The 15,131-nt window shown below is 63.6% G+C and carries 14 protein-coding genes; 7 read left to right on the top strand and 7 right to left on the bottom strand.

Going from position 1 to position 15,131, the window contains the following annotated elements; genetic code table 11:
* Positions 1-88: 88 nt before the first annotated feature.
* The 4 genes from BLT98_RS18450 (at position 89) to phaP (ending at position 3,822) form a co-directional block, all read left to right on the top strand.
* Positions 89-517 (top strand): winged helix-turn-helix transcriptional regulator, encoded by a 429-nt coding sequence (locus BLT98_RS18450; protein ID WP_034778174.1) that lies wholly within the window; start codon positions 89-91, stop codon positions 515-517.
* A 91-nt stretch (positions 518-608) separates the two neighbouring features.
* Positions 609-2,861, top strand: coding sequence for an ATP-binding protein (locus BLT98_RS18445; RefSeq protein ID WP_034778171.1), 2,253 nt, complete (start codon positions 609-611; stop codon positions 2,859-2,861).
* A gap of 47 nt (positions 2,862-2,908) precedes the next feature.
* Positions 2,909-3,103, top strand: coding sequence for a hypothetical protein (locus BLT98_RS18440; RefSeq protein WP_034778169.1), 195 nt, complete (start codon positions 2,909-2,911; stop codon positions 3,101-3,103).
* A 107-nt stretch (positions 3,104-3,210) separates the two neighbouring features.
* Positions 3,211-3,822: a TIGR01841 family phasin gene (phaP, locus tag BLT98_RS18435; RefSeq protein WP_034778166.1), complete on the top strand. Its 612-nt coding sequence runs from the start codon at positions 3,211-3,213 to the stop codon at positions 3,820-3,822.
* Positions 3,823-3,944: 122 nt separating this feature from the next.
* Here the strand turns inward: phaP and BLT98_RS18430 are convergent, their stop codons facing one another.
* On the bottom strand, positions 3,945-4,571 hold the full coding sequence (locus BLT98_RS18430) for a helix-turn-helix transcriptional regulator (protein ID WP_070254134.1): 627 nt from the start codon (positions 4,569-4,571) through the stop codon (positions 3,945-3,947).
* Between the two features lie 8 nt (positions 4,572-4,579).
* Positions 4,580-5,797, bottom strand: a complete 1,218-nt coding sequence (locus tag BLT98_RS18425) for an MFS transporter (protein WP_034778162.1) — start codon at positions 5,795-5,797, stop codon at positions 4,580-4,582.
* Between the two features lie 160 nt (positions 5,798-5,957).
* Between BLT98_RS18425 and BLT98_RS18420 the strand changes: the two genes are divergently transcribed.
* The 3 genes from BLT98_RS18420 to BLT98_RS18410 all read left to right on the top strand — a co-directional run bounded on the left by BLT98_RS18420 (position 5,958) and on the right by BLT98_RS18410 (position 10,683).
* Entirely contained in the window at positions 5,958-6,662 is a 705-nt protein-coding gene (locus BLT98_RS18420; RefSeq protein WP_092610252.1) for an SMI1/KNR4 family protein, read from the top strand.
* Between the two features lie 95 nt (positions 6,663-6,757).
* On the top strand, positions 6,758-8,410 hold the full coding sequence (locus BLT98_RS18415; RefSeq protein WP_092610249.1) for a VRR-NUC domain-containing protein: 1,653 nt from the start codon (positions 6,758-6,760) through the stop codon (positions 8,408-8,410).
* A complete protein-coding gene (locus BLT98_RS18410) occupies positions 8,407-10,683 on the top strand; it encodes an ATP-dependent DNA helicase (protein ID WP_092610246.1) in 2,277 nt (758 codons plus the stop codon). Before BLT98_RS18415 ends, BLT98_RS18410 begins: the two co-directional genes overlap by 4 nt.
* On the opposite strand, the gene BLT98_RS18405 is transcribed toward BLT98_RS18410, so the two are convergent.
* The 5 genes from BLT98_RS18405 to BLT98_RS18385 all read right to left on the bottom strand — a co-directional run bounded on the left by BLT98_RS18405 (position 10,669) and on the right by BLT98_RS18385 (position 14,969).
* Positions 10,669-11,397 carry a LytR/AlgR family response regulator transcription factor gene (locus tag BLT98_RS18405; RefSeq protein ID WP_092610242.1) on the bottom strand — a complete coding sequence of 243 codons (729 nt, stop codon included), beginning with the start codon at positions 11,395-11,397 and terminating at the stop codon, positions 10,669-10,671. The genes BLT98_RS18410 and BLT98_RS18405 overlap by 15 nt on opposite strands.
* Positions 11,398-11,408: 11 nt before the next feature.
* Positions 11,409-12,485, bottom strand: a complete 1,077-nt coding sequence (locus BLT98_RS18400) for a sensor histidine kinase (RefSeq protein WP_092610239.1) — start codon at positions 12,483-12,485, stop codon at positions 11,409-11,411.
* Positions 12,486-12,491: 6 nt separating this feature from the next.
* On the bottom strand, positions 12,492-13,298 hold the full coding sequence (locus tag BLT98_RS18395) for a LiaI-LiaF-like domain-containing protein (RefSeq protein ID WP_092610236.1): 807 nt from the start codon (positions 13,296-13,298) through the stop codon (positions 12,492-12,494).
* Entirely contained in the window at positions 13,288-13,671 is a 384-nt protein-coding gene (locus tag BLT98_RS18390) for a LiaF transmembrane domain-containing protein (protein ID WP_070254145.1), read from the bottom strand. The genes BLT98_RS18395 and BLT98_RS18390 overlap by 11 nt, the downstream gene beginning before the upstream one ends.
* A 383-nt stretch (positions 13,672-14,054) precedes the next feature.
* Positions 14,055-14,969, bottom strand: coding sequence for an NAD-dependent epimerase/dehydratase family protein (locus BLT98_RS18385; protein ID WP_092610233.1), 915 nt, complete (start codon positions 14,967-14,969; stop codon positions 14,055-14,057).
* Between the last annotated feature and the right edge of the window lie 162 nt (positions 14,970-15,131).

Raw genomic sequence — 15,131 nt, 5'->3', positions numbered from 1 at the left:
ACCCTATAATAGGACTATTGCTTACTTATTGTAAGTACGTACCTTTTGGTAAGTATGAATGAAATCTACATTTACAGGTCCAACTATCATGTCCACAGACACTCCCGGCGCCAGCCTGCGCACCGCCCTCGCCCGCCAAAACCAGGGGGCGCACCTGCTGGCGGCCGCCTGCCCGTCGCGCGCCGTGCTCAGCCACCTGACCAGCCGCTGGGCCGTGCTGGTGCTGGTACTGCTACTGAGCGGCACGCGGCGCTTCAGCGAACTGCGCCGCGAAGTGGGCGGTGTGAGCGAAAAAATGCTGGCGCAAACCCTGGAAGCGCTGGCGGGCGACGGTTTCGTGCTGCGCCAGGCGTATCTGGTGATACCGCCCAAGGTGGAATACAGCCTGACGCCGCTGGGACGCGAGGCGGCCGAGCGCCTGGCCGTGCTGGTCGACTGGATCGAGGATAATTACCCGCGCATCGAACAGGCGCGCGCGGCCCTGGAAGCGGCACCGGCAGCGCAAAAAGCGGCTTGAACAGATTGCTTTTGGTCATCAAGAATTATCGTTTACTCCTACTTGCCTTGATGTAATACTAGGCCCATGAACCGCGTAAGGGCGCGACACCATGAACCAGTTGATTTCCTCCATCACCGACCGGGCCAATGTGCTGCTGGTCAGCAATTCGCCGAATGATGTGCGCGAACTGCTGTATGTGCTGGACCGGCATAACCTGGGCACGGGACTGGCGGGCGATATCGACGAAGGCGTGGAACTGGCGGCCGGCGGCACGGACCTGATCCTGCTCGACGCGGCGCTGGCGGGCACAAATATCGGCGCCACCTGCATGCGCCTGCGCAATGCGGGCGGACGCCACGGCGTGCCCCTGCTGCTGATGTCGGCCACTCCCAGCGCCGAGGAACAGGGCCGCAGCGTGGGCGCCGGCGCCAGCGACTACATCAAGATGCCCTTCAATGCGCGCGACGTGGCGGAAAAAATCCTCATGGAACTGGCGCTGCACAAGGCCGAGGCGCCAGCCGCCCGCCCCTTCGCCGCTCCCGCCACGCCACCGCGCCCCCTGCATCCGCAAACGCTGGAAGTCAATTACCACTCCATCCTGGCCGGTTCGCCCGACGCAGTGCTGCTGTTCGATATCGACAACCGCCTGCTGATCGACGCCAACCACCTGGCCGAAGAACTGTTCGGCATGCCGCTGGCCGAGCTGCTGCAAGGCGGCATGGAGCCCCTGTTCCCCAGGCATCAGAGCGATGGCAGCGCCTCGCCGCAATTGCTGGAAGAAAAGATCCGCGATACCTTGCAAGGCAAGATCGTCGTCTTCCGCGCCAGCTGCTGCCACCGCGACAGCCACCCGATCGCCTGCGAAATCCGCTTGATGCGCCTGTCCGTGCCGGGCCGCCAGCTCGTGCATGCGCGCATCATCGACTTGACCGAACGCAACCTGGCCGAAGCCATGCGCGCGGGCCAGAGCACCCTGCTGGAAATGGTCGCCAAGGGTGCGCCCCTGATCCCCACCCTGAACCAGTTGCTGCTGCTGATCGAAGGCCAGTCGCGCGGCGTGCTCTGCTCCATCATGCTGCTCGACGATGACGGCATCCATATGCATAGCGCGGCCGGTCCCAGCCTGCCGCCCGAGTACATGGCCCTGCTCGAAGGCGTGGCCATCGGCCCTGGCGTGGGCTCATGCGGCACCGCCATGTTCCTGCGCGAACCGGTGGTGGTCACCGACATCATGCGCGATCCGCTGTGGGCGCCCTACCGCGAGCTGGCCGCGCCGTTCGGCCTGCGCGCCTGCTGGTCGCGCCCCATCTTCGGCCAGGATGGCGCCGTGCTCGGCTCCTTCGCCATGTACTACCGCGAAGTGCGCCAGCCCGACGCGCGCGACCTGGAACTGATCGACACGGCGACCGACCTGGCCGGCATCGCCATCGGCCGCATGCGCCACGAACGCGAGCTGCAGCGCCACCGCGCCCACCTGGAAGAGCTGGTGGCCGAACGCACGGCGGCCTTGACGCAGGCCAAGGAACACTCGGAGCAAACGAACCTCGAATTGGCCGCCGCGCTGGAAAACCTGTCCATCACGCAGGAAGAACTGGTGCGCCGCGACAAGCTGGCCGCGCTCGGCGCGCTGGTGGCCGGCATCGCGCATGAACTCAATACGCCGATCGGCAACGGCCTGGTGGTGGCCACCACCATGGCCGAACGCACGCGCGAAATCCAGGCCAGCTTCCTCGACGGCTTGCGCCGCTCCGAACTGGGCGCCTACCTGACCCAGGCCAGCGAGGCGGACGCCATCATGCTGCGCAACCTGCAGCGCGCCGCCGACCTGGTCTCGAGCTTCAAGCAGATCGCCGTCGACCGCGCCAGTTCGCAGCGCCGCCACTTCCTGCTGCGCCAGTTCGTCGCCGAACTGATGCTGCCCATGTCCACGCCGCTCAAGGCCGCCGGCCTGAGCCTGACGCAGGACGTGCCGGACGGCCTGGCCATGGACAGCTATCCGGGCCCGCTGGGCCAGGTGTTGAGCAACCTGCTGGAAAATTGCCTGCGCCATGCCTTCGAGGGCCGCAGCGGCGGCAACATCGCCATCACGGCGCGCGGCAGCGACGATGGGCAGACGATCACCCTGTCCATCGCCGACACGGGCGTGGGCATCGCCGCCGACGACCTGGCGCACGTCTACGACCCCTTCTTCACCACCAAGCTCGGTTCCGGCGGCTCTGGCCTGGGCCTGCATGTGGCGCACAACATCGTCACGGGTGTGCTGGGCGGCCATATCGACGCCACCAGCAACACCGGTGCCGGCAGCGGCACCACCTTCACCCTGCAACTGCCCGCCACGGCGCCGCAATCGCCCGCTCCCTGAACGGCAGGCGCGCTACAATGCCGGCAGGCTTTTCTTTCGGAGCAACTATGAAATACCTGATCGCCACGGCCCTGCTGGCCGCCTGCGCGTGGGCCTCGGCCGGCCCTGCCCCCTGGTACAAATGGCGCAGCAAGATCGACGGCACCCTGTCGTGCGCTCAATCGACCCTGGGATTTGGCTGGGAACTGGCCTCGGGACCGTACAAAGATAGCCGTTGCGAAAAACCGGCGCTTGTTAAATAATGGGGCCATGACCACACGGGGCACCGGCTTGAGATCAAGCGATGGCATTGCGGCGTCGAAAGAGTATGGAACGATAAGAACGTATCTATTCAAACCGAGGAGACCACATGTTTACGAATCCCGAACAATTCGCATCGGCCACCAAGGCCCTGTTTGAATTCCAGCTGATGACCTTCAACACCCTCACCTCCAAGGCCGTGCAAGGCGTGGAACAGGTATTGGCGCTGAACATGGCCACCGCCAAGTCCGGCATCGAGGATGGCCTTGCCGCCAGCAAGGAAATCAGCCAGGCCAAGGATCCGAAGGCCGCCATGGCCGCCGCCGCTGCCCAGCTGCAACCGGGCGTGGCCGGCGCAAAAGCGTATAAACAGCAACTCGACGACATCATCAAGGAAATCCACACGGAATTCACCACGGCCGCCGAAGCCCACGTGGCTGAAGCGAAAAGCAATCTGAGCGCCCTGATCTACGACGTCACGAAAAACGTGCCGCCAGGTTCGGAAAATGCTGTCGCCATCGTCAAGGCCGCCATCGACAACGCCTTCCTCGGCTACGAGCAGGTGACCAAGGCCACGAAACAGGCCGTGAAAACCGTGGAAGAGCAGATCGCCAAGGCCAGCGCGCAAGTGGCGCAGGCAACGGAAAAGGCGACGAGCGGCGCCACCGCCGCGGCTGAAAAGGCAGCGCCTGCCGCCAAGCCGAAGGCTGCCAAAAAGTAAGTGATGTAGGTCGGATTAGCGCGGCAAGGCCGCGCTAATCCGACGCATTGTTGGCGCCAATGGTGATGTCGGGTTATGCGCGCAGCGCTAACCCGACCTACAACTATCGGGGGCCTGACTCCTCAGACCCCGATGGGTATGATCCGGTACACGCAGCGCCTCCCCCCCTCCAGCAGATATTCGCTGCGCTCCACCGTGCAATCGCCCCCCAGTACCCGTTGAAAGATGGCCAGCTCCGAGCGGCAGAAATTCTGGCATGCCGTGGCGGCCGCGCAAATCGGACAATGGTTTTCCACCAGCAAGACACTGCCATCGTCCTGCGGTTCCGCATGGGCCATGTACCCCTCGCCATCGCGCGCCCGCGCCAGGCTGTCCACTCGTTGCGCCAGCGCAAGCTGCGGGTCGACCAGCTTGCCGTAAGCGGCTTCGCTGCTGCGCTCGCGCGCGCCGATCAGTTTATCCAGGCCCTCGTCGCCGAACAGGGTTTTCACCTGCGCTATCAATTCCAGGGTCAGGTCGGCATGGCGGTCAGGAAAGCGCGCATGGCCCTCCCGCGTCAGCGTCCAGCGCCGCGACGGGCGCCCCACCTTGTCGGCCACGTCCTCGAAAGCCACCAGGCCACGTTCCAGCGCCGCTTCCAGCTGGCGCCGCGCGCCCATGGACGTGATATCGAGCAAGGCCGCCAGCTGCTGCGCCGTCTGCGGCCCGCGCATCTTCAGCAGGAACAGGATCTGCTCCGACGTATTCATGCTCGCGCTCATGCCACGGCTTGCGTGTCGCCCACGCCGGCCAGCTGGCGGCGCCAGGCCGCCATGCGCCACGCGGCCCAGGCGGCGGACAAGGCGCCCGCGACGAGGATCAGCCGCGTGTCGATCAGGGTCAGCACGGAGCCGCTGAGGGCCACGACGATGTTGGCGATGCAAAAGGTGGTGGCCAGCAAGCCCATCACGGCGCCCTGCCCGTGCGCGCTGAAGCGTTCGGCGCACCAGCCCTGGATCACCGTGTTGTACAAGGCATTCGGAATGCCGAACAGCACGATGGCAGCGATGCCCACCCAGATATTACCCAGTGCTAAGATTCCTACGGCCAGCGCCACACCGCAGGCATACCAGCTGGCCCGCAGCAGCGGCGCATGGCGGCTGGGCCCGCCCGCCAGCAAGGACGTGACCGTCATCGTGCCGCACAGGCCCACATTCACCCAGGCAATCTCCTGTGCATGGTAATTCGCCGTCTCGACCAGCCACAGCGGATAAAACTCGTAGAAGCTGGCCACGCCGCACGTCAGCGCCAGCTGCACGATGAACAGGGTGCGCAGCTCCTCATGGCGCAGCAGGTTCAGCGAATGACGGTCGCGCGCCACTTGCCACCACGACGTCGTCAGCAACGACGGCGTTTCGCGCGGCAAGCCCACGGCCACCAGCACGGCGACGAGCATCAGGGCGGCGGCGGCGATCCAGAACGGCACCGTCACGCCCCAATGCAAGGTCGCCCCCGCCAGGATCGGGCCCACCAGCCAGCCCAGGTAAAACGCGCCGTTCAGCCACGACATGGCGCGCAAGCGCAGCGGTCCCGTCAACTGGTCGGCCAGCATGGCGCGCGCCACGGCGCCGTTTCCCTCCAGCAAACCCGTGATGAAACGGGCGACGATGAACAGCGGGTAGGACTGGATCACCAGCGCCCAGGCCGTGATGGCATGGCCGATGGCGGCGCCCACGGCCGTGCGCATCAGCAAGGGGCGGCGGCCATAGCGGTCGGAAAGCGGTCCCAGCAAGGCCGAACCGATCAGCAATCCCAGCGGGTTGATGGTCAGCGCCAGGCCGAACAGCAATTTGGACGGCAAGCCGAGAAAATTATTGAAGGCATTCGGCGCTTCGGCCGCAAACAGGGGCGGCAGGATCGGATACGGCAGCGAGGCGCCGATGGTCGACAGCAGCGCCAGCAAACAGGCGGCGGAAATCAGGATGATGTTTTTCATGCGGGCTCGATGGATATTGTCTGGCAAGACTACGTGAGCACGCCACATAAGTAAACTAAAATGTTTATTAATTATGACAGGCGTTCACGCCATGGCGTAAACCGTGCGCGCCATCGCCTCGGCTATCATTGCCCCATGACTCACGTTTAACAGGGCAAACATGACACTGTCAGAAATTGAACAGCAACACGGCTTCACCTACCCTTCACTGTACCGGCAGCTGGAAAGCGACGGCATGCTGGCCGTGGGTGAATATGGCCCCGACTGGTACAAGCTGGTCTATCCCACGTTGACGGACCGCCCCACCCTGCTGCTGCATGCGGACGATTTTGAGTTGCTCAATATCCAGGCCGTTGCCGCGGAAGTGGAAAGCTTGCTGGACGCGGACGATTACCGGCAGATCGATCCCGCCTTCCAGTTCATCCCGTTCGCGCAAACGGGCGCGGGCGACCACTACTGCTTTTTCGCGTCTGGCCAGCACGATGGCGAGATGCCCATCGTGCTGCTATGGCACGACCAGAATGAAGCCCAGTACCTGGCGAAGAACCTGCAGGACTTCCTGTTTCACATGTTGTTGAACAGCATGGCCGACCAGGATACGTACAACGACGTCGGCGACGAGGAATTCAAGGATCAACTGGCAAAAACCCTGGGCACCCACGCGCGCTACCTGACGGCGCGGCAAGCCGAGGTGCTGCAAACGCTGCTGGCCAGGGACATCATCGATTACGAGGTGGCGCTGCCGAAGGGGCGCACGGAAACGCACCGGGGCTTGCTGACCGATATCGAACTGGCCAGCCTGCGCGCCGAACTGATTCCCTACGAAAAGTTCGACAGCTGTTTTGCCTACAGCGGGGCTGACTGAACATAAAATCGCTGGGCAAGCGGCGGCTGAAGGTTTAAACTGTATATAAACACAGTAAAACCGATCACCTTGCATCTTGCCCTATTGCCATCCCCATGTTGAGAGTCCTGGAAAATCCCCTGTACTATCTGGATAATTTCCAGGACGTGCTGAACTGGATCAGCGCGCGCTACGCCGATCTGCTGAGTGCTGAAGAAACGCAGTTCATCGCCGCGTTCGGCGCACTGCCGCAGCCGTCGCGCGCCCTGTTCGTGCGCCTCGTCATGCGCAAGGGCTGTCTCTTTCGCGCCAGCAAGCTCAATTACCCGGAAATCGGCGATACGCGCGCGGCCGCCCTGCCTTTGCTGGCCACCGGCTGGGTCGAGGCCGATCCCGTCATTGCGCTCGATGAACTGTTCGACTTGCTGCTGAAAGCGGAAATCGCCCAGGCCTTCCGCCTCGACGCGCCCCTGAAGGCGGCGCGCAAGGCGGAACAACTGGACGCCTTGCGCGTACTGCATGCGGAAAGTCAACCGTTCTCCGCCTGGCATCCGGCCTGCACCGACGTGCTGTACCGCATCGGACTTCAAACGCTGTGCGACCGCCTGCGCCTGATTTACTTTGGCAACTATCACCAAGATTGGTCGGAATTCGTGCTGTCCGACCTCGGTGTGTATCAATATGAAAAAGTGGAATTCTCGCCACAGTCGAGGGGCTTTCGCACGCGCCAGGATATCGAGCACTATGAAGTGCTGCACCAGTGCCGCGAGCGCTACAACGACAGCGCGCCAGCCGACGAGGTGCTGCAGGAACTGGCTGCGCTGCCATTACCCGAAGACAATACCTGGCTGGCCAGCCGCCGCGACAAGCTGCGCTTCCAGATAGCCCAGCACCTGGAGAAATGCCAGGACTGGCCGGCCGCCTACCGCGCTTATGCCGATTGCCGCTACCCGGGCGCGCGTGGCCGCGCCATCCGCGTCCTGGAAAAAGATGAACAGCCGCAAGCGGCCTACGAACGCCTGCTGATCGCCCTGGCCGCGCCGGAAAGCGAGGCGGAACAGCAATTGCTGCTGCGCATGGTCCCCCGTTTGCGGCGCAAGCTGGGCCATGCGAAGCAGGCGGCCAACGCAGCAGCAGCCGTGGAGCGCATCGACCTGCGGCTGCCCTACCCGGAACAAGCGTGCTACGTGGAAGGAGTGGTGCAGCAACACCTGATGCAGGACGGCGCGCCCGTGTATTACGTGGAAAACACCCTGATCAACTCACTGTTCGGCCTGCTGTGCTGGCCCGCCATTTTCAAGGCCATGCCGGGCGCCTTCTTCCACCCGTTCCACCGTGGCCCGGCCGACTTGCACAGCGCCGATTTTTACCTGCGCCGCAGCAGTGACTTTGCCGCCTGCCTGGCGCAGCTGGACGACGGCAGTTACCAGGCCACCATCCGCGCCACGCTTGCCGCCAAGCACGGCATCGTCTCGCCCTTCGTCAGTTGGGACGTGCTGGACGACGGCTTGCTGGACCTGGCGCTGGCCTGCATTCCGGCAGCGCATCTGAAGAAGGCATTCGAGCGCATCTTGCTCGACATCAAAAGCAACCGCAGCGGCTTTCCCGACCTGATCCAGTTCTGGCCGGCCGAACAGCGCTACCGCATGATCGAAGTCAAGGGTCCGGGCGACCGCCTGCAAGACAACCAGCTGCGCTGGATCGCGTATTGCGCCGAGCACGCCATGCCCGTCAGCGTGTGCTACCTGCAATGGCAGGTGGCCGCATGAGCGCCAGGAGGTACACGATCGCCGTGCGCGCCCTGTGCGAATTCACGGCCAAGGTGGGCGACCTGGACTTGCGTTTCACACCCTCGCCCACGGCGCAGGAAGGCATGGCCGGCCACGCCACCGTGACGAGCCGGCGCGACGACGATTACCAGCGCGAAATCAGCCTGTCCGGCGACTTCGGCCCCCTGCACGTGCGGGGCCGCGCCGATGGCTACGACCCGGCGCGCCGCCAGCTGGAAGAAATCAAGACCTACCGGGGCGAGCTCGACAAGATGCCGGCCAACCACCGCCAGCTGCACTGGGCGCAGGCGCGCATCTACGGCCATCTGCTGTGCCAGCAACTGAACCTGCCCATGCTGCGCGTGGCGCTCGTGTATTTCGATATCGTGAGCCAGAAGGAAACCATCATGCACGAGGAATGCACGGCCGAGGCGCTGCGTCTGTTCTTCGAACAGCATTGCGCCCTCTTCCTCGACTGGGCCGAGCAGGAAATGGCACACCGCGCCAGCCGCGACGCGCAGCTGACCAGCATGGCGTTTCCCCATGCGGACTTTCGCCCGGGCCAGCGCCAGCTGGCCGAGGCCATGTACAAGGCCAGCAGCCGTGGCTGCGGCTTGCTGGCGCAGGCGCCGACCGGTATCGGCAAGACGGTGGGCAGCCTGTTTCCCATGTTGAAGGCAACGGCCGCGCATGGCCTGGATAAACTGTTTTTCCTGGCCGCCAAGGTGCCGGGGCGGCAAATGGCGCTCGACGCCTGCGCCATCCTGAAAGATAGCGCGCCCCTGCTGCCCCTGCGCGTGCTGGAGCTGAGCGCCAAGAGCAGCGCCTGCGAACATCCGGACAAAGCCTGTCACGGCGAATCATGTCCGCTGGCAAAAGGTTTTTACGACCGCTTGCCGCTGGCGCGCGAGGTCGCGCTGGCCAGCGGCTTGATCCTCGACAAGGAAGCCGTGCGCGCCATCGCCTTGCAGCAGGGTATTTGCCCCTACTACCTGGGCATGGAGCTGGCGCGCTGGAGCGACGTCGTCATCGGCGACTACAATTATTACTTCGACCTCAGCGCCATGCTGTACGGCATGACTTTGGCCCACGACTGGAAAGTCAATGTGCTGGTCGACGAAGCCCACAATATGGTGTCGCGCGCGCGCAGCATGTATTCGGCCGAGCTGGCGCAGATCGACCTGAAAATGCTGCGCAAGTTCGCGCCCGAGGGACTGAAGAAGCCGCTGGACCGCCTCTCGCGCCAGTGGACGGCCTTGTTGAAGGAGCAGGATGGCGACTACCACGTGCATGCGGCCTTGCCGGAGAAATTCTTTGGCGCCCTGCAAGGCGTGGCCACGGCCATCGGCGACTACTTGGCCGACCACGCGGCGGCGCTGGACGAGGATTTGCAGCGCTTTTATTTCGACGTGCTGCTGATCAACCGCCTGGCAGAGAGCTTTGGCGAGCATTCGCTGTTCGACGTCAGCAAGACGGACACGGGCCCCACTGCTGGCTCCACCGTCTGCATCCGCAATATCGTTCCCGCACCGTTTCTCAAGGAGCGCTTCGCGGCCAGCCACAGCACGGCCCTGTTTTCCGCCACCCTGAGTCCATGGAATTACTACAGCGACACCTTGGGCATGCCAGCCGACACGGCCTGGGTCGACGTGGAATCGCCGTTCCAGGCGGAACAACTGTCCGTGCGCGTGGCCGACACCATTTCCACGCGCTACCAGCACCGCGCCGCCTCGCTGCTGCCCATCGCCCAGCTGATGGCGAAGCAATACGCGGAAACGCCGGGCAACTACCTGGCCTTCTTCAGCAGTTTTGATTACATGGAAAAGACGGCCCAACTATTCGCCCAGCATTACCCGGACGTGCCCATCTGGCAGCAGCCGCGCCGCATGGATGACGGGGCGCGTGCGCAATTTCTGGGCCGCTTCGGCCTGGATACGCGCGGCATCGGCTTTGCCGTGCTCGGCGGTGCCTTCGGCGAAGGCATCGACTTGCCGGGCGCGCGCCTGATCGGCGCCTTCATCGCCACCCTCGGTTTGCCGCAGATCAATCCCGTCAACGAACAGATCCGCCAGCGCATGGGCGACATCTTTGGCGCCGGCTACGACTATACATATCTGTACCCCGGCATGCAAAAGGTGGTGCAAGCGGCCGGCCGGGTGATCCGCACGCAGTCGGACAAGGGGGTCGTCTACCTGATCGACGACCGTTTTTCACGGCCGGAAATCCGGCAACTCTTGCCGAGGTGGTGGGATGTACAGCTAGCCAACCAGTAACTTGAGCTTTTGGTAGCCCGCCTTGCTCACGGGTATCCTCGTATCGTCGCGCAGGATGGCCACATGGCTGTCCTTGGTGGCCGCCTCGATGCGGCGGATACCGTCGATATTGAGCAGGTACGACCTGTGCACGCGCAGGAACTTGGCGGGATCGAGCTGGGTTTCCAGCTCCGACAGCCGCTGGCTTTTCAGGTAGGATTTGCCTTCGGAACGGATGCTGATGTAGTCATCCTGCGCCTCGATGTAGTCGATGCGCGCGCTGGCGATCACGTGGACCTTGGCGCCGTCGCGTATCAGCACGCGGTCCAATGGCGCGGCCCGAGTGGCCGCCTCGCGCGCCAGCGTCAGCACGGTCTCGGGCGTGCTGCGGTTGGCGCGCGCATGGGCCAGCGCCTGGTCGAAGCGCTGTTCGCTGAACGGCTTCAGCAGATAGTCCAGGGCATGGCATTCGAACGCCTTCAAGGCGTACTGGTCGTAGGCCGTGACAAAGATCAGCTTTGTCTTCGCGCCGATCAGCTCCGCCACTTCAAAACCGTCCAGGCGCGGCATCTGGATGTCGAGAAACACCAGTTCCGGTTCCAGGTCCGCGATGGCCTTGACGGCTTCGAAGCCGTTGGCGCACTCGGCGACGATGTCGATATCGTCATGGCGCGCCAGGTATTCGCGCAACACGCTGCGCGCCAGCAATTCATCATCGACGATGGCCACCCGCATTCTTGCCTGCATCATGCTTCCTCCGTGTCGCCGGTCTGCGCCGGCATGGAAATCATCACCTCGAAATGGCCATCGCGCCGGCCCCAGTGCACGCTGGCCTCGTGGCCATACGCACCGGCCAGGCGCTGGCGCACATTCTCCAGGCCAACCCCATTGCCGCGCTCTAGCCCTTGATCCGCGTCAACCGGGTTGCGCACGGCGATCTGCAGCAGGCTGCCCATGCGCCTGGCCTCGATGGCGATCAGGCCGCCCTCCGTCAAGCCGCAGATACCATGCTTGACGGCATTTTCCACCAGCGGCTGTATCAGCATGGGTGGCAGCAGACACGCCAGCGCGGCGGCGTCGATGGCTTCCGCCACTTGCAGGCGTTCGCCGAAGCGCACTTGCTCGATGGCCAGGAAATGGCGGATCAGCACCAGTTCCTGTTCCACGGTGATGTGCTTGTGCGCTTCCAGGCTCAGGCTTTGGCGAAAGAAGCTGGCCAACTGCACCGTCATCTGGCGCGCGCCCGCCGCATTGATAGACGTCAAGGCACTGATGGAGTTCAGGCTGTTGAACAGGAAATGCGGATCGATCTGGGTGCGCAGCATGCGCAATTGCGCTTCCTGCGCCGTCAGTTGCGCTTCCAGTCCCCGCTGCTCGGCCATCCTGGCGCGCACGAATTCCAGCAACAGATAATGCACGGCGGCAGCCAGGCAATACAGCAGCACGCCCAGGCCGAAGAACAGGGCCAGCAGCGATTGCGTCAAGTTCACGCCCAGCCAGCGCAGCTCCAGCAACAGGCTGACGCTGTTCAAAAATTGCAGCAAGGTGGCCCACAACAAGCCCGCGAACAGGGCCGCCACGCCCATCACGCCGGCGATGGCGAGCGGATGGCGCGCATGCAAGGGGTAGGCGCGGCACAGGTAAAACGCGGAAAAGCCCGAACCGATCGCATACACGAGCGTGGCGGGCACCACCAGCACGACGGCATTGAGCCAGGGCGCGTGGGCCACCTTGGCCAGGATAAAGGCCAGGGCCAGGCCCAGCGCGATGCAGACCAGGAAAACCACCACGGCGCCGCGCCGCTTCGACAGGGGCCCCGACATGCGCGCCTAGTTGCGGATTTCCAGGCCGCCCATGATGGCGTAGCCCGTCACGTACAGGCGCTTCGCCTGGTTCGGCGGCACGATGGTCTTTTCTTCGAAGCCGCCGAGGATGGGCGTGCCCTGCAGCACGACGCTCCAGTCGGGCGGAATCTTGATGGTGACGCCGCCGCACAGGGCAAATACGTTGAGCACGGCTTCGCCTTCGATCGACGCCTGACGCAAGTCGATTTCGCAGCCGGCCATGATGACATTGATATCGCCGCCCTTGAAGCGCTGCGACGACACGCGCCGCACATAGCCGCCGAGGATGGCCGTCACTTCGATAATGCTGTCATCGTCCGCCTGCCCGCTGGCGCCGGGCGCCGCAGTGGCATCCTTGTCGAGCGACACGGCGCCATTCCTGGCCTGGCCGAACGAGTCAGGCGCGGCGGTACCGTCCTGCTGCGCGGCAAAGCGACGGCGGCGCTGCCGCTGCTGCGCGCCGGGCAGGGACTTCGACACCACGGCCACACCCAGGCCGATGATCAGCAAGGGCCACAGCAAGTCCCAGTTCATGTAGAAGATGCCCATGTGCTTGAGGGTCCAGGCCACGCCCAGCAACACCAGCATGCCGCCCACCAGATAGCCGTTCGCGCTGCGGCTTTGCGACAGTTTCAGCAGACCAAACACGATCAGCGCCGTGGGCCAGAAGCGGAAGGTGTAGCGCACGTTGATGAAACCGAGGTTATCGAGCAGGAACAGCAGCCCCAGGCCGATGACGATGACGCCCAGCACGATCTGCGATGGCGAGTGCAGCGGCGGTTTATTTTTCATGCTCGGACTCCCGGTAGGCAATAAAATGTTTGTTCAACAGCGGCTCCAGCACGAGACCCACGCCCCAGGCGATCAGCAAGGCGGGCCAGCTGTTATAAAAACTCAGGTTCCACAGTTCTTCATACGACACATACCACCAGGCGGCGAAAAAGATCAGCCACAGGCCGCTCAGCACCTGTTTGGCGGACACGGGCGTGAGCAGCTTGTTCAAGCCGAAGACGACCAGTATCACCGGCCAATAATGCCATAGTGAATAATAATCGTGAAGATAGATCACATCGAGCCGGTCCAGCAGGATGATGGCACCGATGGCGATCAGCAGCACGCCCCACAGCAGCTGGGTACGGCGGCAATAAGCTGGTTCAGGTTTCACGGTCACCCCTTGAAGTTGGTTGATCGTAAAGATACGCGGATTTCGGTGATGGGAAAACACCGCTTCGGCGAATGGCGGACAGGTGGCGGTGAATGGCGCAGCGGCGGAAACAACAGGCAAAAAAAAGACCGGCTAGGCCGGCCTTGAAGGGGTTCGCAGTACACACCGCGACCTGGAGTTGCAGTGCACAGCCGCGTGGCACAGGGCGCCAACGCGAACAGAAATCTGGTGCCGATCCTTGAGGCGACCGGCTGACCTGCTGGAAGATCGAACATGCCGCCAACTTCACGGCCGTGCGTCTCAACCAAGCAGAGCCATCATACTCCCGATCGCCATACAGCACCGTTCGCTAGCGCACACTGATGGGGTTTTGCTGAGCTACATCAAACAGCGATGGCGTGCGGCGGATGGAGCATGTCGTTCTTGATCCATGCCAGCACGGACGGGCCCTGCGGCTGCCAGCCCAGCAGCTTGCGCGCCCGCTCGCCGCGCACGCGGCTGTTGGAGCCAAGGCCGTAGGACGCCATCTCATAGCCCCATTCGGCTATCGCCTCGGGCAGCGGCCAATCCTGCGCGGGACCGAAGTCCAGCGCGTGAGCGATGGCTGCCGTCATGTCATGGAAAGCTGCTTCGCCCGACTCGACAAAGTAAAACGTGCCGGCCGGCGACTTTTCCAGCGCCAGCAAATACAGGCTGACGACATCGTCGATATGCACGTTGGACCAGATGTTGCGGCCCGGCCCCACGTGACGCACGATGCCGCTCTTGCGCGCCTGTTTCAGCAGGCGCGGCAGCTGCACGCTGTCGCGCGGCAAGGCGCCGTGGCCGTAGATCAGGGTGTTGCACAGCACGCTCGCGCGCACGCCCTGGCTTGCGCTGGCCAGTATCAGGTCATCGATGGCGACGCGGGCCGCCTTGTCTGCCGTCGGCGCCGGCAGCTTGTCTTCGTAATAGATCTGTTCCGTGCCCTCGCCGCCCGACGCGTCGCCCACGATGGACGAGCCGCTTGTATGCAGGAACACTTTGTTCGTGCCGGCCAGCGCTTCGAGGATCGCTTCGACGGCGGCGCGGTGGTCGCTGCTGGCCGCATTGATGACGGCATCGGCCGCCTTCGCCTGCTCGATGAGCAATGCGCGGTCGTTCAAGGTGCCGACGATACCGTGCACGCCGATGCTGGCCAGCTCGGCCACCTGTTCCGGTTTGCGCACGAGGCCCGTCACCTGATGGCCGGCGCGCACGAGGCCCGCCGCGATGGAACTACCGATAAAACCCGCTGCGCCTGTCAAAAACACTTTCATGCCGTGGACGCCAAACAAAACCTGCTGCGCGTCGCGCTTTGCGGCCTGCGATGCTCACCGTGCTCTAGCACGGTTGCGCTTCTTAGCCACAAATCATCGCCGCTCGCTACGGTTTTGTTAGGCGTCGTTCCTCCTTTGTAAGTTCAGATCGATTGTGATCAG

The sequence above is a fragment of the Janthinobacterium sp. YR213 genome, assembly GCF_900099875.1.
GTDB classification, from domain to species: domain Bacteria; phylum Pseudomonadota; class Gammaproteobacteria; order Burkholderiales; family Burkholderiaceae_D; genus Janthinobacterium; species Janthinobacterium lividum.
Note: the sequence above shows the minus strand (reverse complement) of the source record. Positions and strands in the feature narration are given on the sequence as shown.